The following is a 20320-nucleotide window of genomic DNA, read 5'->3' as shown; positions in this document are numbered from 1 at the left end:
GTGCTCCACCGCGACGACGCCGGGCATCGCGCCGGGCGGGACGAGCACCTTGCACCTCTTCCTGCCGCTCTGAGGTAGGCAGGCGCGGGGGCCCCCGCGCGGCAGTGCTTCAGGCGCGCACTTCGTGGTCCGCCAGCTCGGCGCGCGGGGCCGTGCCTTTGCGCCGGCGGCCGTCCAGCCTTGAAAGTGGCTCCGGATCCCTTATCATTAGCACTCGCTGGAGATGAGTGCTAGCAGATGAGTCGGCACCCCTCTGCGTCAAGTTAATTGGCGCTAACTTTGTTGGCGCTTTTTGATGTCCCAACCAAAGCTTTCCTAGAAGGAGATGCAATGAAACTTCGTCCTCTGCACGACCGCGTGATCGTCAAGCGCCTGGAAAACGAGACCAAGACGGCCTCGGGCATCGTGATCCCCGACAACGCCGCCGAGAAGCCCGACCAGGGCGAGGTGCTGGCCGTCGGCCCGGGCCGCAAGAACGACAAGGGTGAGCTGTCGCCCGTGGGCGTGAAGGTCGGCGACCGCGTGCTGTTCGGCAAGTACAGCGGCCAGACCGTCAAGGTCGAAGGCGACGAGCTGCTGGTCATGAAGGAAGAAGACCTGTTCGCGGTGGTCGAGGCGTCTTCCAAGTGATCTTGGGGACAGATCAGCTCTGCTGCTCTGTCCCCAACTGACTAGGAATCTTCACTAGTCACCCCCTCATTCATTTTTTCGGAGTCATACAAATGGCAGCAAAAGACGTAGTGTTCGGCGGCGACGCCCGCGCCCGCATGGTCGAAGGCGTGAACATCCTGGCCAACGCGGTCAAGGTGACCCTGGGCCCCAAGGGCCGCAACGTGGTGCTCGAGCGCTCCTTCGGCGCGCCCACCGTGACCAAGGACGGCGTGTCCGTGGCCAAGGAAATCGAGCTCAAGGACAAGCTCCAGAACATGGGCGCGCAGATGGTCAAGGAAGTGGCTTCCAAGACCAGCGACAACGCCGGTGACGGCACGACCACCGCCACGGTGCTGGCCCAGGCCATCATCCGCGAAGGCATGAAGTACGTGGCCGCCGGCATGAACCCGATGGACCTCAAGCGCGGCATCGACAAGGCCGTGCTGCAGCTCACCGAGCAGCTGAAGAAGGCCTCCAAGCCGACGACGACGTCCAAGGAAATCGCCCAGGTCGGCTCGATTTCCGCCAACAGCGACGAGTCGATCGGCCAGATCATCGCCGAGGCGATGGACAAGGTCGGCAAGGAAGGCGTGATCACCGTCGAGGACGGCAAATCCCTGCAGAACGAGCTGGATGTCGTGGAAGGCATGCAGTTCGACCGCGGCTACCTGTCGCCCTACTTCATCAACAACCCGGACAAGCAGAGCGCGATCCTCGAGAACCCGTTCGTGCTGCTGTTCGACAAGAAGATCAGCAACATCCGCGACCTGCTGCCCACGCTGGAGCAGGTGGCCAAGGCCTCGCGCCCGCTGCTGATCGTGGCCGAGGAAGTCGAAGGTGAAGCGCTGGCCACCCTGGTGGTCAACACCATCCGCGGCATCCTGAAGGTCGTGGCCGTCAAGGCGCCGGGCTTCGGCGACCGCCGCAAGGCCATGCTGGAAGACATCGCCATCCTGACCGGCGGCAAGGTCATCGCCGAGGAAGTCGGCCTGACGCTGGAGAAGGTCACGCTGGCCGACCTGGGCCAGGCCAAGCGCATCGAGGTGGGCAAGGAAAACACCACCATCATCGACGGCGCCGGCGCCGCGGCCGACATCGAGGCGCGCGTCAAGCAGATCCGCGTCCAGATCGAGGAAGCCACCAGCGACTACGACCGCGAGAAGCTGCAGGAGCGCGTGGCCAAGCTGGCCGGCGGCGTGGCCGTCATCAAGGTCGGGGCCGCCACCGAGGTCGAGATGAAGGAGAAGAAGGCCCGCGTGGAAGACGCACTGCACGCCACCCGCGCTGCCGTGGAAGAAGGCATCGTGGCCGGCGGTGGCGTGGCCCTGCTGCGTGCCAAGCAGGCTGCCGGCGAGATCAAGGGTGAGAACGCCGACCAGGACGCCGGCATCAAGCTGGTGCTCAAGGCGATCGAGTCGCCGCTGCGCGAGATCGTCGCCAACGCCGGCGACGAGCCGAGCGTGGTGGTCAACGCGGTGCTGGGTGGCAAGGGCAACTACGGCTTCAATGCCCAGAACGGCCAGTACGGCGACATGATCGAGATGGGCATCCTGGACCCCACCAAGGTGACCCGCACGGCGCTGCAGAACGCCGCCTCGGTCGCTTCGCTGATGCTCACGACCGAAGCCATGATCGCCGAGGCCCCGAAGGACGAGGCCCCGGCCATGCCTGGCGGCATGGGCGGCATGGGTGGCATGGGCGGGATGGACATGTAATCCCGTTCACCCGCAAATCGCTCCGCGATTTGCGGGTGCTTTCCAGTCAGATGCAAGAGGCCGGAGTGAATCCGGCCTCTTGCATGAAGCGTTCGCGCTGCATGTTATTCCGCGCGAACAGAGAGCAAAACGCCCGCTTGCAGCGGGCGTTTTGCTGTTGGTCTGCGCTCAGACACCCGGCGGGATGCCCAAGGGATCGTCGCGGGGCTGGTCGGGGCCCGCGCCGTACTGGTTGGCCGGGCCGCTGGGCTGCACGGCCCAGTACAGCAGGACGATCCAGCCGATGAACGGGATGAACCACAGCAGCTGCAGCCAGCCCGACTTGCCGATGTCGTGCAGCCGGCGCGCCCCCACCGCCAGGGAAGGCAGCAGCAGCGCCAGGCCAACCACCGCATTGAGCACCTCGCTGACGACCGATGCGGCAATGCTCACCAGCAGGTAGCCCAGCACGAACCACCAGTACTCAGGGCGCCCGGCCCGGCCCTCGAAAGTGGCGTACTTGCGCAGGCAGGTCTTGATCGCTTCGACGAAATCCATTCTTCTTCCCTCCTGCGGGCACCGGCCCGCGGCCGCATCATAGGGGCGGTTCGTGTCAGGACCTCAGCCGTCCCAGCAAGGCAGCCGTGGATGCGTCCAGGCCTGCGGTGTCGCCCGAGGCCAGCCGCGGCGCGATGTCCCTGGCCAGCACCTTGCCCAGCTCGACGCCCCACTGGTCGAAGCTGTTGATGCCCCACAGCGCACCGGCACAGAACACCCGGTGCTCGTACAGCGCGATCAGCGCGCCCAGGCTTTGCGGATCGAGCCGGTCCAGTACCAGCATCGTGCTGGGGCGGTTGCCGGGAAAGTGCCTGTGGCCGCCGGCATCGTCCCTGCCCTGCATCAGCGCCGCCGCCTGCGCCAGCACGTTGGCCAGCAACTGGGGATGGTGATCCGCCAGGCCGTGCGCGGGCGTCTTGACGGCGATGAACTCCACCGGCACCACGTCGGTGCCCTGGTGCAGCATCTGGAAATAGGCGTGCTGGCCATTGGTGCCCGGTTCGCCCCACACCACCGGCGAGGTGCCGAAGGGCAGCACGCGGCCCTGCCGGTCGACACGCTTGCCGTTGCTCTCCATTTCCAGCTGCTGCAGGTAAGCGGGCAGGCGGCCGAGCGAGCTGTGGTACGGAGCCACGCTGCGGCTGGCGAAGCCGTGGAAATCCCGGTACCAGATATCCAGCAGGGCCAGCCGCACCGGCAGGTTGTGCTCCAGCGGCTCGCTGCGGAAATGGCGGTCCATCGCATGCGCGCCGGCCAGCAGCTCGCGGAATCGCTGCGCACCGACGGCGATCGCGATCGGCAGCCCGATCGCCGACCACATCGAATAGCGTCCGCCCACCCAGTCCCGGAAACCGAAGCAGCGGGCGATGCCGAAATCGGCGGCCGCCTTCACGTTGGTGGTGAGGGCAACGAAATTCCGCGCGACGTCGGTGCCGCCGTGCTCCGTGAACCACTGCCGCGCCGAGCGCGCGTTGGTCATGGTTTCCAGCGTGGTGAAGGTCTTGGAGGCGACCAGGAACAGGGTGTGCTGCGCCTGCAGGCTGCGCAGCACGCCGGCCAGCTCGTGGCCGTCGATGTTGGACACGAAATGGAGGCGCTTGCCGGGAGCCAGGAACTCGCCCAGGGCCCGGACGGCCATCTGCGGTCCTAGATCGGAGCCGCCGATGCCGATGTTCACCACGTCGGTGACCTGCGCATCCGCCCGCACGGCCTCCGCGAAGGCCAGCATCGCGTCCAGCGTTTCGTGCACTTGCCCGAGGTCGGCTGCGATCCCTTGCGGCACGGCTTCGTTGCGCGGCGCACGCAGCAGGAAGTGCATGACCTGCCGCCCTTCCGTCGCGTTGACCGGCTCGCCGGCCAGCATCTGGTCGCGCTGCGCCTCCAGGCGGCATTCGCGTGCCAGTTGCAGCAGCAAGCGCTCGCCCTCGGAGTCGAGCAGGTTCTTCGACAGGTCGGCGAAGACGTGCGGCGCCTGCACGCTGAAGGCCTGGACCCGGCCGGCGTCGCTGGCCAGCGCCCGCCGCACGTCGAAGGACCGGCCGGCAGCGTCGAAGTGCTGCTGCAGCGCCTTCCACGCCCCGGTCTCGTCACAGCGCGGCGGCAGCGGCGCGGCCATGCTCAGGCCTCCTTCATCAGCTTCTCGAGCTTGACCGCATCGGCGGCGAAGGCGCGGATGCCCTCGGCCAGCTTCTCGGTGGCCATCGCGTCCTCGTTGAGCGCGTAGCGGAACCCCGCCTCGTCATAGTTGACCGGCTGCAGATCCATCTGGCGGGCCTGCCCGGCATCCAGCGCGCGCTCGACCGGCGCATCGGTGGTCGCCAGCTGGGCCATCAGTTCGGGGCTGATCGTCAGCAGGTCACAACCGGCCAGCGCCAGGATCTGGCCGGTGTTGCGGAAGCTCGCGCCCATCACCTCGGTGCGGATGCCGAAATGCTTGAAGTGCAGCCAGATCTGCCGCACCGACTTGACGCCGGGGTCGTTGGCACCCGCGTTGGCCGCCTCGTCCCACGCAGCGCCGGCGCTCTTCTTGTACCAGTCATAGATGCGGCCGACGAAAGGCGAGATCAGCTGCACCTTGGCCTGGCCGCAGGCCACCGCCTGGCAGAACGAGAACAGCAGGGTGAGGTTGGTGCGGATGCCGCGCTGCTCCAGCCGCTGGGCGGCCTGGATGCCCTCCCAGGTCGAGGCGACCTTGATCAGCACGCGATCGACCGGCACTCCCTCGGCCTGGTAGAGCTCGACGATGCGCTCGGCGCGCGTGAGCGTTGCGTTGGTATCGAAGCTCAGCCGCGCATCGACCTCGGTCGATACCCGGCCCGGAATGAGGGACAGGATCTCGCGGCCGAAGCGCACCAGCAGCCGGTCCATGGTCTCGTCCAGCGGCTTGTGGCGGAACTTGGCCATGGTCTCCTGCAGCAGCGGCGCGTAGTCGGGCTTCTGCACCGCCTTGAGGATCAGCGAGGGGTTGGTCGTCGCGTCCTGGGGATGGAACTGCGCGAGCTGCCGGAAGTCGCCCGTGTCGGCGACCACGGTGGTGAACTGCTTGAGGGCCTGGAGTTGGTTCATGCCGGGAATTATGGGCTCGGGGGTGCCCGTCCATGACCTGGCCGCACCGCTGGCCTGTCGGCGGCCGGGAGCACCGGGGCCGCGGCAAGGCCATTAAAGTAGCCGGTCCACCCTTGTCCTGCCCATGAGCTTCGACCTCGTTCTTTTCGGCGGAACCGGCGACCTGGCCTGGCGCAAGCTGATGCCTGCGCTGTTCCAGGCGTTCCGCCATGGCACCCTGCCGCGCGACGGCCGCATCATCGGCATCGCCCGCGACCACCTCGGCGACGAGGAATTCCGCCGCCTCATCGAGGAACGCTTCGCCCGCGTCGAGCTCGACAAGCGCCCCGGCCCGGACGAGTTCGGCCGCTTCGCCCGGATGCTGCATTACCAGCGGCTGGACCTGTCCCGGCCCGAGGATTACGGCGCCCTGAAAGAGCGGCTGCAGCAGCGCAACGCCGCCACGGTGGTGATGTACCTGGCCACCTCGCCAGCGCTGTTCACGACCGTTTGCGAGCAGCTGGCGGCGGCCGGGCTGAACACGCCGGCCACCCGCATCGTCCTGGAAAAGCCGCTGGGCCACGACCTCGCGTCGAACCGCGCGATCAACGACACCGTGCGCCATGTCTTCCCCGAGCAGCAGATCTTCCGCATCGACCACTACCTGGGCAAGCCGTCGGTGCAGAACCTGTTCGCGCTGCGCTTCGGCAACGCGCTGTTCGAGCCCCTCTGGCGGCGCGAGACCATCGCCAACATCCAGCTGACCATTGCCGAGGATCTGGGGGTGGAGAAGCGCGGCGCCTTCTACGACAGCACCGGCGCGCTGCGCGACATGGTGCAGAACCATGCGTTGCAGCTGGTGTGCGCACTGGCCATGGAGCCGCCGATCAGCTCGGACGCCGACGCGATCCGCGACGAGAAGCTCAAGGTGCTGCGCTCGCTGCGCCCCTGGACCAGCGAGGCCATCGGCCAGCACGCGATCCGCGGGCAGTACGGCTCCGGCAGCGTGCGGGGCGAGCCGGTGCGCGCCTACCGCGACGAGCACGGTGTCGCGCCCGACAGCACGACCGAGACCTTCGTTGCGCTGCGCGCCGAGATCGCCAACTGGCGCTGGGCCGGCGTGCCGTTCTACATCCGCACCGGCAAGCGACTGGCCGCGCGCGACGCGCACATCGTGGTCAACTTCCGGCCGGCCCCGCACGCCATCTTCCGCGCGCCACTGGGCGCGGCCAACCGGCTGGTGATCAACCTGCAGCCGCGCGACGGACTGGAGTTGCACCTGCTGGCGCAAGGCCAGCAGCAGGGGCGGCCGCTGCAGACGCAGCCGCTGGTGCCGGTGCACCTGAACCTGGATTTCGACCAGCGCTTCGGCTCGCAGCGGGTGGGGGCGTACGAGCGGCTGCTGCTGGACGTGATCGATGGACGGCTCAACCTGTTCGTGCGCAGCGACGAGCAGGAAGCCGCCTGGCGCTGGGTCGAGCCGCTGCTGGAGGCGTGGGCCCCCGGGAACGAAGCGGGCCTGCGCACCTACGCCGCCGGCAGTTGGGGGCCCAGCGCGGCCAGCGCCATGATCGCGCGCGACGGGTTCTGCTGGAGCGAGGAGCAGTAACGCGGACGACGCGGGCGGCGGGCGGCGGCGCCGCTGCGTGTCATTGCGGCGAAGGCCGGCCACGCGTGGGAGATGGATTGCGGCTCGAGGCCGCGATAACCTCGGTTTGCGGCCCGGCGCCGCCATGACCTCCCCAGGCGTGCCGCTCAGATCCGCCCTTCCTCCACCGCGTGGCAGGCCACCTTGATCCCGCCGATCGTCAGCAGGGCCGGCCGCTCGGTGCGGCAGCGGTCGTTGGCATGCGGACAGCGCGGGTTGAAGGCGCAGCCCGAGGGCGGGTTCAGCGGGTTGGGCACCTCGCCCTGCACCGGCGTGCGCGCCCGCCCCGTGTCGTGCATCTTCGGAATCGCGTCCAGCAGCATGCGCGTGTACGGGTGCCGCGGCTGGCCGAACAGCTGGTGCTTGCCGGCCAGCTCCACCAGCCGGCCGAGGTACATCACGCCGACCTGGTCGGACACGTGGCGCACCACCGCCAGGTTGTGCGAGATGAACAGGTAGGTCAGGCCCTGCTTGCGCTGCAGGTCCTTCATGATGTTGAGCACCTGCGCCTGCACCGAGACGTCCAGCGCGCTGGTCGGCTCGTCGCACACCAGGAAATCCGGCTCGGTGGCCAGCGCGCGCGCGATCGAGATGCGCTGGCGCTGGCCGCCGGAGAACTGGTGCGGGTACTTCACCATGTCCAGCGGCGACAGGCCCACGCCCTGCAGCAACTGGCCGACCCGCTCCCTCAGTTCCGCGGCACCGCTCAGGATGCCGTGCTCGCGCAGCGGCTCGGCCACGGTGTCCTCCACCTTCCAGCGCGGGTTCAGGCTGGCATAGGGATCCTGGAAGATCATCTGGATGCGCCGGCGCAACTTGCGGCCTTCGCCGGTCTTGAACACCCGGTGCGCCTCGATGCCGTCGAACAGCAGGTCGCCGCGGGTGGGCTCGTACAGGCCCACCAGCAAGCGCGCCACCGTGCTTTTGCCACAGCCGGATTCGCCCACCAGCGCGAGCGTCTGGCCCTTCTGGATGTCGAAGCTGACCCCATCCACGGCATGCAGCAACTGGCGCGGCTTGCGCTCCAGGACCCGGTTGAGCCAGGGCGCAGACACGTCGAAGGTCTTGGCCAGGTCGCGTGCCTGCACCAGCGGTGCGGGGCCGGCCAGGGGCGTTGCCGTGCCGTCCGTTCGCGGCGGCCGCGCGGTTGCCGATTCGGAGGCGACGGCACTCATGCGGCGACCCCGGCGGCAGCGGCGGTGCGCTGCTGCGTGTCGTGCAGCCAGCAGGCCGCGCGAGTGGCCCCGGCCGGCAGCAGGTCGGGCCGCTCGCGCGTGCAGCGATCGAACACGCGCGGGCAGCGCGGGTTGTAGGGGCAGCCCGGCGGGATCGCGTTCAGCCGCGGCATGGAGCCGTCGATCTGGTTGAGCCGCTCGCGGTCGCTCTCCATGTCGGGGATGGACGCCATCAGCCCGGTCGTGTAGGGGTGGGCCGGCGCGTTGATCACCTCGTGCACCGGGCCGATCTCGGCGATGCGGCCGGCATACATCACGGCCACCCGGTCGCAGGTTTCGGCGATCACGCCCATGTCGTGCGTGATCAGCATGACGGCCGCCCCGTGGTCGCGGCAGATGCGCTTGAGCAGCTGGATGATCTGGGCCTGGATCGACACGTCCAGCGCGGTGGTCGGCTCGTCGGCGACGATCAGCTTGGGCTCGGCCGCCAGCGCCAGCGCGATCACCACCCGCTGGCGCATGCCGCCGGAGAACTGGTGCGGAAAGTGGTCGATGCGGTCGGCCGCGCCCGGGATGCCGGTGTCCTCCAGCAGGCCGATGGCACGCCGGCGCGCCTCGGCCCCGTCCACCGGCAGGTGGGCCTGGATGGTCTCCACCAGCTGCCGGCCGATGGTGTACAGCGGGTTCAGCGAAGTGAGCGGGTCCTGGAAGATGGCGCCGATCTTGCGGCCGCGGATGTGCCGCATCTGCTCGGCCCGCAGGTTGTCGATGCGCTGGCCCTCCAGCAGGATCTGGCCGGAGGCGACGCGTCCGGGCGGCTCCAGCAGGCCGATGATGGACGCGCCGGTCAGGCTCTTGCCGGCGCCGGACTCGCCGACCACGCCGAGGACCTCACCCGGCGCAATGGAGAAGGAAATGTCGTCCAGGGCCCGCAGCGTGCCGCGGCGGCCGGGGAACTCGACGACCAGGTTCTTGACTTCGAGCAGGCTCATCGGAATGCGGGGCCCGTTACTGCAATCGAGGGTTGAGCGCGTCGCGCAGCCAGTCGCCCAGCAGGTTCACCGACAACGCAATCAGCACCAGCATGGCCCCCGGGAAGATGGTGATCCACCACTCGCCCGAGAACAGGTAGTCGTTGCCCACCCGGATCAGCGTGCCCAGGGAAGGCGAGGTGGGCGGCACCCCCACGCCCAGGAACGACAGCGTGGCCTCGGTGATGATGGCGGTGGCGACATGGATGGTCGCCAGCACCAGCACCGGGCCGGTGACGTTGGGCAGCACGTGCCGCACCATGATGCGCAGCGGTGCCACGCCGGTCACGCGCGCCGCCTGCACGTATTCCTTGTTGCGCTCCACCAGGGTGGAACCGCGCACCGTGCGCGCGTACTGCACCCAGCCGGTCAGCGTGAGCGCCACGATCAGCACGCCGAAGGCCACGGTGTTGTGCGCGTCCGGGAACATCGCCCGGCCGACGCCGGCGATCAGCAGCGCCACCAGGATGGCCGGAAAGCTCAGCATCACGTCGCACAGGCGCATCAGCAGGCCGTCGATCCAGCCGCCCTTGAAGCCGGCCAGCAGGCCCAGCGCCACCCCGATCAGCATCGAGAAGAACACCGAGGCCAGCCCGACGACGAGGGAGATGCGCGAACCATACATGAGTGCCGAGAGGATGTCGCGGCCCTGGTCGTCGGTGCCCAGCAGGTACTTGCTGCTGCCGTCCGGGTGCCAGGCCGGCGGCAGGCGGGCATCGGACAGCACCAGCGTGGTCAGGTCGAACGGGTCGTGCGGAGCCACCCAGCCGGCGAAGGCCGAGCAGAACGCGCAGATGAAGGCGATGGCCGCCGCCACGATCGCCACGGGCGAGGTGCGGAAGCTGTAGCCGATGTCGCTGTCGAACCAGCGCGCGAGGGTCTGTCCCATGGGATTGCCGATGAACGAACGCCGCGGGGCCGGAGCCGCGCGGCGCTCGTGTGCTAGTGGAGGATTACTTCGAAACGGTGATCCACTTGAAGTCGAGGTAGTTGTCGCCGCGCTGGACCACCTTGACCTTCTTGCTCACGCCCCAGGCCAGCGACTGCTGGTGCAGCGGCAGGTGGCCGACGTCGTTGGCGTGGATGTCGAAGGCCTGCTTGATCATGGCGTTGCGCTTGTTCTTGTCGGTTTCCGACTGCACGGCGCGCGTGAGCTTGTCGAACTCGGGATTGCAGTAGCTGCCCAGGTTGAACTGGCCGGCGCCCTTGTCGTTGGGGCAGGCCATCAGCGCGTTCATGGCGTTGTGCGCGTCGTAGGTGCTGGGCGTCCAGCCGAGCAGGTAGAAGCTGGTGTCGCGGCGCAGGATCTTGGGGAAGTAGGTGCCCTTGGTCTCGGCCTGCAGGTTGATCTTGACGCCGATGCGCGACAGGTTGGCCGCCACCGCCTGGCAGATCCGCGCGTCGTTGACGTAGCGGTCGTTCGGGCAGTTCATCGTCACCTCGAAGCCGTTGGGGTAGCCGGCGTCGGTCAGCAGTTTCTTGGCGGCATCCGCGTCATAGGGCAGGCGCTTGTTCTGCTCCTGGCTGAAGCCGTTGATGCCGGGGCCCACCATCAGGGCCGTGGGCAGCGACACGTTGCGCATCACGGTTCGCTTGATGCCCTCGATGTCGATGGCCTGGTAGAAGGCCTGGCGCACCCGCTTGTCCTTGAAGGGGTTCTTGCCCTTGACGCTGGAGTACAGCAGTTCGTCGCGCTTCTGGTCCATGCCCAGGAAGATGGTGCGCAGCTCGGGCGCCACCAGCGCCTGCGCATTGGGCGAGTTGCGCACGCGGTCGATGTCCTGCACCGGCACCGGCTCCATCACGTCGACTTCGCCGGACAGCAGGGCAGCCACGCGCGTGGCATCGTTGCCGATCGGGGTGAAGATCACCTCCTGCACGTTGCCCTCGATCTTGCCCCAGTAATTGCCGTTGCGAACGAAGGTCGTGCGCACGCCGGGCTGGCGCTCGCGCAGGCGGTACGGACCGGTGCCGTTGGCGCGGAAGGAGGCGGCATTCTCGACGCCCTTGCGGCGGTCGACCGGACGGGTGGCCTGGTTGTCCTCGCACCACTTCTTGCTCATGACGAAGACCTGCGACAGCACGTCCGGCAGGATCGGAAACGGGTCGTTGGTCTCGATCTCGACCGTGTGGCTGTCGACCTTGCGCACCGCCTTCACGTCGTTGGTGTAGCTCTTCATGTCCGAGCCGTCGACCTGGGTGCGCGCCATGGTGAACAGCACATCGTCGGCCGTGAACGGGGTGCCGTCATGGAACTGCACGCCCTTGCGCAGCTCGAAGCGCCACACCGTGGGCGAGGTCTGCTTCCAGGCCGTGGCCAGCGCGGGGGCCAGCGAGAGGTCCTTGTTGCGGCCGACCAGCGGCTCGTAGACGTTGCTGGTCACCGACAGCTGCAGCGACTCGTTGAGCGAGTGCGGGTCCATCGACAGCGCATCGCCTTGGTTGGCGACGCGCACCGTCTGCGCCGACGCCGCACCGGCCAGCACGCACATCAGGGCCGCATGGATCAGGGTTGTCTTCATTTTCATGGGAGAGCTCCTTGGTGAGCGGGTGGGAAACGGGTCAGGCCGGCGGCAGCGGCATGGACTGCTCCACCAGGCTGGCGTGCAGCGCCGAGCCGAGCGGCAGGATGTCGTCGTTGAAATCGTAGCGGCTGTTGTGCAGCATGCAGTTGCCCTCGCCGCCCTGCCCGATGCGCATGTACGCGCCGGGCTTGACCTGCAGCATGAAGGAGAAGTCCTCCGCTCCCATGCTGGGGTCGAGGTCGCGCACCACGTGGTCGGCGCCGACCAGCGACTCGGCGACGTCGGCGGCGAACATGGCCTCGCGCAGGGTGTTGGTGGTGGCGGGATAGATGCGCTCGTAGTTGACCGACGCCGTGGCGCCGAACCCCAGCGCGACGGCACTGCACAGCTCCGTCATGCGCCGCTCGACCAGACCCTGCACTTCCGCCGTGAAGGTGCGCACCGTGCCCACCAGGGTGGCCTTGCCCGGGATCACGCTCATCGCGTGGACGTCGCCGGCCTGCATCGCGCAAAGGCTGATCACGGCGCTGTCCAGCGGCCGCACGTTGCGCGCCACGATGCTCTGGACCGCGGTGATGATGTGGGCGGCCACCAGCACCGGGTCGGTGGCCAGGTAGGCATGGGCGCCGTGCCCGCCCTTGCCGGTGATCTCGATCGTGATCTTGTCGGCCGCCGCCATCATCGGCCCCGGCGTCAGGCCGATCTTGCCGGGCCGCAGGCCGGGCCAGTTGTGCATGCCGTAGACCGCCTCGACCGGGAAACGCTCGAACAGGCCGTCCTCGATCATGGCGCGCGCGCCGGCGAAACCCTCCTCGCCCGGCTGGAAGATCAGCACCGCCGTGCCGTCGAAGTCGCGCGTCTCGGCCAGGTAGCGCGCGGCGCCCACCAGCATGGCGGTGTGCCCGTCGTGGCCGCAGCCGTGCATCATGCCGCTGCGGGTGGACTTCCAGGCGAACTCGTTGTGCTCCGTCATGGTCAGGGCGTCCATGTCCGCGCGCAGGCCGATCATGCGGCCGCTGCCCCGGCCACGGCCGTGGACCAGCCCCACCACGCCGGTCTTGCCGATGCCGGTGTGGATCTCGTCGACACCGCACACCCGCAGGGCTTCCTGCACCCGGGCGGCGGTGTAGACCTCCTCGAAGCCGAGCTCGGGGTGCGCGTGCAGGTCGCGCCGCAACGCCACCAGCTCCGGGTGGAACTGCGCGATGTGCGCGAAGGCGCGGCCGTTGGCCTTCAGGCGCGGTGTGGCGATGGCCGGCGCCAGCATCAGTGCCCCTTGGCGCCGCCCACGCGCAGGCGCGGATCGACGGCGAAATACAGCAGGTCCACCACCAGGTTGATCACCACGAAGATCAGCGCGATCAGGCACAGGTAGGCGGCCATCACCGGGATGTCGGCGAAGGTCACGGCCTGGATGAACAGCAGCCCCATCCCGGGCCACTGGAACACGGTCTCGGTGATGATGGCGAAGGCGATCAGGCCGCCCAGCTGCAGGCCGGTGATGGTCATCACCGGAACCAGCGTGTTCTTCAGCGCGTGGCCGAAATGGATGGCTCGGCTAGGCAGGCCGCGCGCGCGCGCGAACTTGATGTAGTCGGTGCGCAGCACCTCCAGCATCTCGGCCCGCACCAGCCGCATGATCAGGGTCAGCTGGAAGATGGCCAGGGTGATGCCGGGCAGCACGATGTGGTGCCAGCCCTTGGAGGTCAGCAGGCCCGACGACCACCAGCCGATCTGCACCGTTTCGCCGCGGCCGAAGCTGGGAAACCAGCCGAGCGTGACGGAGAACACCAGGATCAGCAGGATGCCGATCAGGAAGGTCGGCAGCGACACGCCCAGCAGCGACACGGTCATGAACGTCTGGCTGAGGAAGGTGCCCCGGCGCAGCGCCGAATAGACGCCCATCGGAATGCCGACCACCAGCGCCAGGAAGGCGGCCACCAGCGACAGTTCCAGCGTCGCCGGAAAGCGCTCGGCGATCAGGCGCGAGACCTTGGCGCCCTGGCGCAGGCTGAGCCCGAACTCCCCTTGCACCGCATTGACCAGGAAGTGCCCGAATTGCACGAAGAAGGGCTGGTCCAGGCCGAGGTCGGCGCGCAATTCGCGGATCTGCTGCGGCGTCGCGTCCTGGCCCAGCAGGAAAACGACCGGGTCGCCGACGTACTGGAACAGCAGGAACGCGATGAAGGCCACGGTGACCATGACGACCACGGCCTGCAGCAGGCGGCGAAGGATGAAGGCGAGCATCGCTAATACGGAAGGCGCAGGGATGCTAGCAGAGCCGCGCACCCGCGCCACGGGTGGAAACGAGCGGGGCGAGGGCCGGTCTGACGACCAGCAGTTCGCGCCTGGGCGTGGTTCCCGGCTTTCGCCAGAGTGGATCTCGGCTTTCGCCGCCGTGGATCCCGGCTTTCGCCGGGATGAGGCTGGACGGCCGGCTTGCGCCGGCCTTTCCAGCCTCAATTCACCTTGACGACACGCCAGTCGAGGCGGTTGTCGGCGCGGTGCACCACCTCCACGGACTTCTTCATCGCCCACGGAATGATCTGGTTGTGCAGCGGGATGTGCGAGACGGTGTCATTGCTCAGCTGCAGTCCTTCGGTCAGCAGCCGGTTGCGCACCGGCAGGTCGGTCTCCACCTTGATCCGGTCGACCACGTAGTCCATGCGCTGGTTGCTGTAGCGCCCCACGTTGTAGTTGCCGTCGCCGCCCGTGCCGACGGTGCGCGTGAGCGACTGCAGGCTGTACAGCGCATCAAAGGTCGGTACGCCCCACCCCAGCATGTAGATGCTGGCCTCGTGGCGCTGGATCATGGGGAAGTAGGTCACCAGCGGCAGCGTGCGCAGCTTGGCCTTGACGCCGATGCGCGACCACATCGCGGTGACCGCCTGGCAGATTTCCTCGTCGTTGATGTAGCGGTTGTTCGGACAGGCGAAATCCACTTCGAAGCCCTGCGGATAGCCGGCCTCGGCCAGCAGCTTCTTCGCGCCTTCGCCGTCGTAAGGCATGCGCTTGTGCACCGCCTCGGTCCAGCCGGCCACCTGCGGCGCGACCAGGGTGCCGGTGGGCTGCGACAGGCCGCGCATGGTGACACGATGCAGGGCATCGCTGTCGATGGCCTGGTACAGCGCGCGCCGCACCCGCTGGTCCTTCAGCGGATTCTTGCCCTTGATGTTGGAGCCCGGCAGCTCATCGCGGTGCTGGTCCATGCCGAAGAAGATGGTGCGGTTCTCGACGCCGTCGATCACCTTCAGGTTCGGGTGCGCCCGCATCCGGGCGAGGTCCTGCGGGCTGGGATCGAGGACGAAGTCGACCTCGCCGGACAACAGGGCCGCGACCCGGGTCGCCTCGGCCTTGATCGGGGTGTAGATGATCTCGGTGACGTTGCTGTCGGTCTTGCCCCAGTAATTGGGGTTCTTCACCAGCACCAGGCGCTGGTCGGGCTGCCATTCCTTGACCATGTACTGGCCGGTGCCCATCGCGTTGCGGTGCGCGAAGGTCTCGTCCTTGGTGCGGATGTCCTTGGGCTCGGCCGACTTGTTCTTCTCGGCCCATGCCTTGCTCATCATGCGCAGTTCGGTGAGCTGGTTGAGCAGCACCGGGTTGGGCCCCTTCATCATGAAGTCGACGGTGTTGTCGTTGACCTTCACCACCTTGTCGATGCCCTGCGTGTAGACCTGATAGTTGGAGGTCCTGGCCATGGCGCGGTGGATGGAGAACACCACATCGTCCGCGGTGAACGGCGTGCCGTCGCTGAACTTCACGCCCTGGCGCAGGTTGAAACGCACCTGCGTGGGCGTGACCTGGCGCCAGGATTCAGCCAGCTGCGGCTCCGGCTTGAAAGTCTGGCTGTTGTAGTACACCAGCGAGTCGTAGATGGCTGCGTGCACGCCGTTGCCCAGCGCGTTGTTCTGCGAATGGATGTCCAGCGTCGGAATGTCGCTGGCACTGCTCCACTTGAAGGGCTTGGCGTGCAGTGCCGGAGCGCCTGCGAGCGCGGCCGCCACCGCGATGCACAGGAATGCGGGCTTGAAATTCATGGGTCCTCTTGAGGGGTTGTCTGGGAACGCGCGACTATGAGGAGCCATCCCCGACTCGTCAAAGGGGTTTCCACCGGCTCTCCGCCCTCTTGGCCCGGACCCGGGCAAAAAAAAAAGCCGCCCGAAGGCGGCTTTTCAAGTTTCTTATTTTCTCAGGCTGGTTGCCCAGCCATCGATTTAGAAGCTGTGACGCAGGCCCAGGTCGAAGCCGCTGGACGAGGCGTTGACAGCCGGGGCGCCGGCGCCAGCCGCGACGGCGGCGGCGGAACCGTTGCTGTTGCGCACGCGAGCGTACGTGGCATACAGGGCCGTCCGCTTGGACAGGTTGTGCACGTAGCCCAGGGCCAGCTTGCGGGCCTTGGGATCCGCACCGCCGAGGCCCAGATCGGTCTCGTACTGCGAGAAGGCCAGGCGGATCTCGCCGGCGCCGACCGGCACCAGACCGCCGATCAGCCAGCCCTTGCCTTCAACGGCACCCACCTCATCCCAGCTGTAGTGACCCATCAGCTTGGCCATGCCGAAATCCCACTGGCCACCGATGTTGTTCTGCTGGATGTCCGCGCCCAGGTTGTCGGTACGGCTCAGGGACAGCGCGACGTTGAACGGACCGGCAGCGTAGCCGACGCGGGCGCCGACACCGGTGCCGTCGTCTTCGTTGGCGACGTTGTCGAGGTTCTCGCCCATGTAGTACTGCAGCTGGCCGTAGAAGCCGCCGAGCTTGGCCGGCAGCAGGTAGCCGATGCTGTTGGAAGCACGGACGGCGGTCGAGCCGGTGATGATGCTGTTCAGGGTCTGGGTGGTGCCCACACCGTTGGTGCCGAACGGATCGAACACGGTCAGGTTGAAGAACTGGGGCGTGTAGTCACGGCCCAGGCGCAGTTCACCCCAGCCGCCGGCCAGGCTGACGGTGGAACGGCGGTTGAACGTCAGGCCTTGCGTACCCGCGCGGACCGGGGCGTTGGCGCCGGTTCCGGGGACGAACGCGCCAACAGCTTGGTTGTTGGTGCTGGTGGCATCGCCGGTGCCGTTGTCGTTGTTGACGCCGGCTTCCAGCCAGAACGAAGCGGACATGCCGCCGCCGAGGTCTTCCGTGCCACGGAAGCCCAGGCGCGAGCTGTTGTAGCCCGAGTCGGTCAGGTGGGTGACGCTGGCGCCACCGCTGTTGGAAATGCGCTGGACCGTCGCGTCAACGATGCCGAACAGCGTGACAGACGACTGAGCCGAAGCGGTGCCGGCGGCAGCCAGCACGGCCAGGGCGATCAGGGACTTTTTCATGCAAGTTTCTCCAAGGTTAAACATAGGGCTCCGGTTCGAAGGGCTCAGCTCATGCAGGCACTCGCGTGCTCCCGCCGGATCCCCGGGCCAACCTCCTTTTGGGAAGTTGGCGCTATTGCACCAGAGCGGCTTTTCTTTCGCAAAGTATTTAGCCCGTGAGCGGACGTTTCGTTGCACCCTGACAACATGGGCTTCCGGACCAGTTGAAAGAACGCAACACAAGCTTGCCGAAGGCCCTGTCGGTGCGTGAAAAGTTCGCAACCCCGCACCCGCCCGACGCGGCCCTAAACTCGCCCGATGGACCGACTCCTGGGCGCTGCCGACAGCGCGCTTCGCACCCTCTTCGCCCACCATCGGGCGGTTCGCCCGTGCCCCACCGTGGCAGGGGATGAGACAGCGCTCACTTTGCCGCAGCGCCGCGAAGCGGCTGCGTTGATGCGGGTGAACCACGTCGGCGAGGTGTGCGCGCAGGCGCTCTACACCGCACAAGCCGCCGCCACCGACAATCCCGCGCTGCGCCAGCACTTCGAGCGCGCCGCGCGAGAGGAGACCGACCATCTGGCGTGGACCCGGTCACGCCTGGACGAACTGGGCTCCCGGCCCTCGCTGCTCAACCCGCTCTGGTACGCCGGCGCATTCGCCCTGGGGCTGGTGGCGGGGCGCCTGGGCGACCCCATCAGCCTGGGCTTCGTGGTCGAAACGGAGCGCCAGGTCGAGGCCCACCTGGCCAGCCATCTGGAGCGTCTGCCGGCGTCGGACCACGCTTCCCGCGCCATCGTCGCCCAGATGAAGGAGGACGAGGCCGGCCACGCCGCGCAAGCGGCCGAAGCAGGCGCGGCGGAGCTGCATCCGCTCGCCAAGGGGCTGATGCGCGCGGCCGCCCGGGTGATGACGACCACCGCGCACTACGTCTGATCAGCCCTCGATCAGCTCGAAGCTGGTGGTGATCGCAGCGGTCTTCGCCAGCATGGCGCTGGCGGAGCAGTACTTTTCGTGGCTCATGGCGATCGCTCTCTCCACGGCAGCTGCGGGCAGGCCCCTGCCGCGCACCTTGAAGTGCATGTGGATGCTCGTGAAGACCTTGGGGTCGGCGTCCGCCCGTTCGGCTTTCAATTCCACGGAGCAACCGCTCACTGCGTGCCGGCCGCGCTTCAGGATGAGGACCACGTCGTAGGCAGTGCAGCCGCCGGTGCCGGCCAGCACGGTTTCCATGGGCCGCGGCGCCAGGTTGCGGCCACCGTTCTCGGGCCTTGCCTCGTCGGGGGCGCCGTCCATCGCCAGCACGTGGCCGCTGCCGGTTTCCGCGATGAATCCCATGCCGGACCGGGTGCCCGTGGCGCCGGTCCATGTGACGATGCATTCCATGGATGTGTTCCTGCCGCGACACGGTCGCGATCGATAGTCGTGCTGACGAGCCGGGTTGCTGCATCGCAGCATGGTCCAGCTATACTCGAGGCCAAGCATAACGAATCGCGTTGTGCGGACGCTTGTCTCCTCCACCTCTCGTTTGGTGGACTTGGCCCCCGGACCGCAAGGCGCCGGGGGCTTTTTTCTCGGCGCCCGTCACGGGCCGGAAACCCGGGACGGCAACGGGGGCCTGGCCGTCCCGCTCCTATGATCAGCTCATGAACATGCCCCTGAAGCCGGCGGATTACCTCAAGAAGATCCTGACGGCGCGTGTCTACGATGTGGCCGTGGAGTCGGCGCTGGAGCCGGCCAAGGCCCTGAGCCGCCGGCTGCACAACAAGGTGCTGCTCAAGCGCGAGGACCAGCAGGCGGTTTTCAGCTTCAAGCTGCGCGGCGCCTACAACAAGATGGTGCAGCTGGCGCCGGAAGAACTGCGGCGCGGCGTGATCTGCGCTTCGGCCGGCAACCACGCGCAAGGCGTCGCCATGGCCGCCCACCGGTTGGGCACGCGCGCAGTGATCGTGATGCCGGTCACCACCCCGCAACTGAAGATCGAAGGCGTCAAGGCGCTGGGCGGCGAAGTCGTGCTGCACGGCGACAGCTACTCGGACGCCTACGGCCACGCCGTCACGCTGTGCGAGCGGGAAGGGCTGACCTTCATCCACCCGTTCGACGACCCCGACGTGATCGCCGGCCAGGGCACCATCGGCATGGAGATCCTGCGCCAGCACCAGGGCCCGCTGCACGCCGTGTTCGTGGCGATCGGCGGCGGCGGCCTGGTCTCCGGCGTGGCCTCGTACATCAAGGCGGTGCGGCCCGAGGTCAAGGTGATCGGCGTGCAGATGGACGATTCGGACGCAATGATGCGGTCGGTGCAGGCCTGCCGGCGCGTGAACCTGGCCGACGTCGGCCTGTTCTCGGACGGCACCGCGGTCAAGCTGGTGGGCGAGGAGACCTTCCGGCTCGCGCGCGAGCTGGTCGACGAGTTCATCACGGTCGATACCGATGCCGTCTGCGCCGCCATCAAGGACGTGTTCGTCGATACCCGCAGCATCGTCGAGCCGGCCGGCGCGATGGCGGTGGCCGCCATCAAGCAGTACGTGGCGCAGAACAAGACCCGCGGCGAGACCTACGCCGCCATCCTGTGCGGCGCCAACATGAACTTCGACCGGCTGCGCTTCGTGGCCGAGCGCGCCGAGGTCGGCGAGGAGCGCGAAGCCCTGCTGGCCGTCACCATGCCGGAGGAGCGCGGCAGCTTCCGGCGCTTCTGCGAGCTGATCGGCGCGCTGCCGGGCGGGCCGCGCAACGTCACCGAGTTCAATTACCGCATCAGCGACGCCGCCTCCGCCCATGTCTTCGTCGGCCTCGCCACCCACGGCAAGGGCGAGTCGGCGCGCATCGCCGCGGCCTTCACCCGCAACGGCTTCCAGGCGCTCGACCTGACGCATGACGAACTGGCGAAGGAGCACCTTCGCCACATGGTCGGCGGCCATTCGGGACTGGCGCACGACGAGCGCCTGCTGCGCTTCGAGTTCCCCGAGCGGCCCGGCGCCCTGCTGCGATTCCTGTCGCACATGCGGCCAAGCTGGAACATCTCGCTGTTCCACTACCGCAACCAGGGCGCCGACTATGGCCACATCCTGGTCGGCCTGCAGGTGCCGCAGGCGGACGACGCCGCGTTCCAGGCCTTCCTGGAGACGCTGGGCTATCCGTACGTGGAGGAAACCGCCAACCCGGCCTACCGCCTGTTCCTGCGCTCCTGAGGGGGCGAC

The 20320-nt window shown here is 67.7% G+C and carries 17 protein-coding genes; 5 read left to right on the top strand and 12 right to left on the bottom strand.

The window, feature by feature from the left end:
• Positions 1-330 precede the first annotated feature (330 nt).
• A complete protein-coding gene (locus tag V6M57_RS11770; protein WP_332815180.1) occupies positions 331-630 on the top strand; it encodes a co-chaperone GroES in 300 nt (99 codons plus the stop codon).
• A gap of 92 nt (positions 631-722) precedes the next feature.
• Positions 723-2366: a chaperonin GroEL gene (groL, locus tag V6M57_RS11765; protein ID WP_332815179.1), complete on the top strand. Its 1644-nt coding sequence runs from the start codon at positions 723-725 to the stop codon at positions 2364-2366.
• A 168-nt stretch (positions 2367-2534) separates the two neighbouring features.
• Here groL and V6M57_RS11760 read toward each other — a convergent pair whose 3' ends face one another.
• Genes V6M57_RS11760 through tal form a run of 3 tightly spaced genes read right to left on the bottom strand, consistent with a single transcriptional unit; the run spans position 2535 to position 5468 of the window.
• Complete coding sequence (locus V6M57_RS11760; RefSeq protein ID WP_332815178.1) at positions 2535-2903, bottom strand: DUF805 domain-containing protein; 369 nt, start codon at positions 2901-2903, stop codon at positions 2535-2537.
• Between the two features lie 55 nt (positions 2904-2958).
• The gene (pgi, locus tag V6M57_RS11755; RefSeq protein WP_332815177.1) at positions 2959-4518 is read right to left on the bottom strand and encodes a glucose-6-phosphate isomerase; all 1560 of its coding nucleotides are present in this window, start codon (positions 4516-4518) and stop codon (positions 2959-2961) included.
• A 2-nt stretch (positions 4519-4520) separates the two neighbouring features.
• Positions 4521-5468: a transaldolase gene (gene tal, locus V6M57_RS11750; RefSeq protein WP_332815176.1), complete on the bottom strand. Its 948-nt coding sequence runs from the start codon at positions 5466-5468 to the stop codon at positions 4521-4523.
• A 124-nt stretch (positions 5469-5592) separates the two neighbouring features.
• Between tal and zwf the strand changes: the two genes are divergently transcribed.
• Positions 5593-7056 (top strand): glucose-6-phosphate dehydrogenase, encoded by a 1464-nt coding sequence (gene zwf, locus V6M57_RS11745; protein WP_332815175.1) that lies wholly within the window; start codon positions 5593-5595, stop codon positions 7054-7056.
• A gap of 146 nt (positions 7057-7202) precedes the next feature.
• Here the strand turns inward: zwf and V6M57_RS11740 are convergent, their stop codons facing one another.
• The 8 genes from V6M57_RS11740 to V6M57_RS11705 all read right to left on the bottom strand — a co-directional run bounded on the left by V6M57_RS11740 (position 7203) and on the right by V6M57_RS11705 (position 17141).
• Entirely contained in the window at positions 7203-8270 is a 1068-nt protein-coding gene (locus V6M57_RS11740) for an ABC transporter ATP-binding protein (RefSeq protein WP_332815174.1), read from the bottom strand.
• Positions 8267-9262 (bottom strand): ABC transporter ATP-binding protein, encoded by a 996-nt coding sequence (locus V6M57_RS11735; protein ID WP_332815173.1) that lies wholly within the window; start codon positions 9260-9262, stop codon positions 8267-8269. Before V6M57_RS11735 ends, V6M57_RS11740 begins: the two co-directional genes overlap by 4 nt.
• 16 nt (positions 9263-9278) lie before the next feature.
• On the bottom strand, positions 9279-10190 hold the full coding sequence (locus tag V6M57_RS11730; RefSeq protein ID WP_332815172.1) for an ABC transporter permease: 912 nt from the start codon (positions 10188-10190) through the stop codon (positions 9279-9281).
• Between the two features lie 64 nt (positions 10191-10254).
• On the bottom strand, positions 10255-11829 hold the full coding sequence (locus V6M57_RS11725; protein ID WP_442909629.1) for an ABC transporter substrate-binding protein: 1575 nt from the start codon (positions 11827-11829) through the stop codon (positions 10255-10257).
• Between the two features lie 34 nt (positions 11830-11863).
• A complete protein-coding gene (locus V6M57_RS11720; protein ID WP_332745174.1) occupies positions 11864-13093 on the bottom strand; it encodes a M20 aminoacylase family protein in 1230 nt (409 codons plus the stop codon).
• Positions 13093-14073 carry an ABC transporter permease gene (locus tag V6M57_RS11715; protein WP_332745178.1) on the bottom strand — a complete coding sequence of 327 codons (981 nt, stop codon included), beginning with the start codon at positions 14071-14073 and terminating at the stop codon, positions 13093-13095. The genes V6M57_RS11720 and V6M57_RS11715 overlap by 1 nt, the downstream gene beginning before the upstream one ends.
• Positions 14074-14285: 212 nt before the next feature.
• The gene (locus V6M57_RS11710) at positions 14286-15866 is read right to left on the bottom strand and encodes an ABC transporter substrate-binding protein (RefSeq protein WP_332815171.1); all 1581 of its coding nucleotides are present in this window, start codon (positions 15864-15866) and stop codon (positions 14286-14288) included.
• A 177-nt stretch (positions 15867-16043) separates the two neighbouring features.
• Positions 16044-17141: a porin gene (locus V6M57_RS11705; protein ID WP_332815170.1), complete on the bottom strand. Its 1098-nt coding sequence runs from the start codon at positions 17139-17141 to the stop codon at positions 16044-16046.
• A gap of 297 nt (positions 17142-17438) precedes the next feature.
• Between V6M57_RS11705 and coq7 the strand changes: the two genes are divergently transcribed.
• Positions 17439-18056, top strand: a complete 618-nt coding sequence (gene coq7 / locus V6M57_RS11700) for a 2-polyprenyl-3-methyl-6-methoxy-1,4-benzoquinone monooxygenase (RefSeq protein WP_332815169.1) — start codon at positions 17439-17441, stop codon at positions 18054-18056.
• On the opposite strand, the gene V6M57_RS11695 is transcribed toward coq7, so the two are convergent.
• The gene (locus tag V6M57_RS11695; RefSeq protein ID WP_332815168.1) at positions 18057-18506 is read right to left on the bottom strand and encodes an OsmC family protein; all 450 of its coding nucleotides are present in this window, start codon (positions 18504-18506) and stop codon (positions 18057-18059) included. It lies immediately after the preceding gene.
• A gap of 260 nt (positions 18507-18766) precedes the next feature.
• Here V6M57_RS11695 and ilvA point away from each other — a divergent pair, with 260 nt between their 5' ends.
• The gene (gene ilvA / locus V6M57_RS11690) at positions 18767-20311 is read left to right on the top strand and encodes a threonine ammonia-lyase, biosynthetic (RefSeq protein WP_332815167.1); all 1545 of its coding nucleotides are present in this window, start codon (positions 18767-18769) and stop codon (positions 20309-20311) included.
• The last annotated feature ends 9 nt before the right edge of the window (positions 20312-20320 follow it).

The organism is Ramlibacter sp., assembly GCF_036676645.1.
GTDB lineage: Bacteria > Pseudomonadota > Gammaproteobacteria > Burkholderiales > Burkholderiaceae_C > Ramlibacter.
The sequence above is the reverse complement of the archived record's forward strand: the minus strand, read 5'-3'. Positions and strand labels throughout refer to the sequence as shown.

Coding starts and splice junctions, on each gene's coding strand:
- V6M57_RS11760 (WP_332815178.1), bottom strand. CDS start 2,903: ATGGATTTCGTCGAAGCGATCAAGACCTGCCTGCGCAAGTACGCCACT.
- V6M57_RS11725 (WP_442909629.1), bottom strand. CDS start 11,829: ATGAAAATGAAGACAACCCTGATCCATGCGGCCCTGATGTGCGTGCTG.
- V6M57_RS11715 (WP_332745178.1), bottom strand. CDS start 14,073: ATGCTCGCCTTCATCCTTCGCCGCCTGCTGCAGGCCGTGGTCGTCATG.
- V6M57_RS11735 (WP_332815173.1), bottom strand. CDS start 9,262: ATGAGCCTGCTCGAAGTCAAGAACCTGGTCGTCGAGTTCCCCGGCCGC.
- coq7 (WP_332815169.1), top strand. CDS start 17,439: ATGGACCGACTCCTGGGCGCTGCCGACAGCGCGCTTCGCACCCTCTTC.
- tal (WP_332815176.1), bottom strand. CDS start 5,468: ATGAACCAACTCCAGGCCCTCAAGCAGTTCACCACCGTGGTCGCCGAC.
- zwf (WP_332815175.1), top strand. CDS start 5,593: ATGAGCTTCGACCTCGTTCTTTTCGGCGGAACCGGCGACCTGGCCTGG.
- V6M57_RS11705 (WP_332815170.1), bottom strand. CDS start 17,141: ATGAAAAAGTCCCTGATCGCCCTGGCCGTGCTGGCTGCCGCCGGCACC.
- V6M57_RS11695 (WP_332815168.1), bottom strand. CDS start 18,506: ATGGAATGCATCGTCACATGGACCGGCGCCACGGGCACCCGGTCCGGC.
- pgi (WP_332815177.1), bottom strand. CDS start 4,518: ATGGCCGCGCCGCTGCCGCCGCGCTGTGACGAGACCGGGGCGTGGAAG.
- V6M57_RS11740 (WP_332815174.1), bottom strand. CDS start 8,270: ATGAGTGCCGTCGCCTCCGAATCGGCAACCGCGCGGCCGCCGCGAACG.
- groL (WP_332815179.1), top strand. CDS start 723: ATGGCAGCAAAAGACGTAGTGTTCGGCGGCGACGCCCGCGCCCGCATG.
- V6M57_RS11730 (WP_332815172.1), bottom strand. CDS start 10,190: ATGGGACAGACCCTCGCGCGCTGGTTCGACAGCGACATCGGCTACAGC.
- ilvA (WP_332815167.1), top strand. CDS start 18,767: ATGAACATGCCCCTGAAGCCGGCGGATTACCTCAAGAAGATCCTGACG.
- V6M57_RS11720 (WP_332745174.1), bottom strand. CDS start 13,093: ATGCTGGCGCCGGCCATCGCCACACCGCGCCTGAAGGCCAACGGCCGC.
- V6M57_RS11770 (WP_332815180.1), top strand. CDS start 331: ATGAAACTTCGTCCTCTGCACGACCGCGTGATCGTCAAGCGCCTGGAA.
- V6M57_RS11710 (WP_332815171.1), bottom strand. CDS start 15,866: ATGAATTTCAAGCCCGCATTCCTGTGCATCGCGGTGGCGGCCGCGCTC.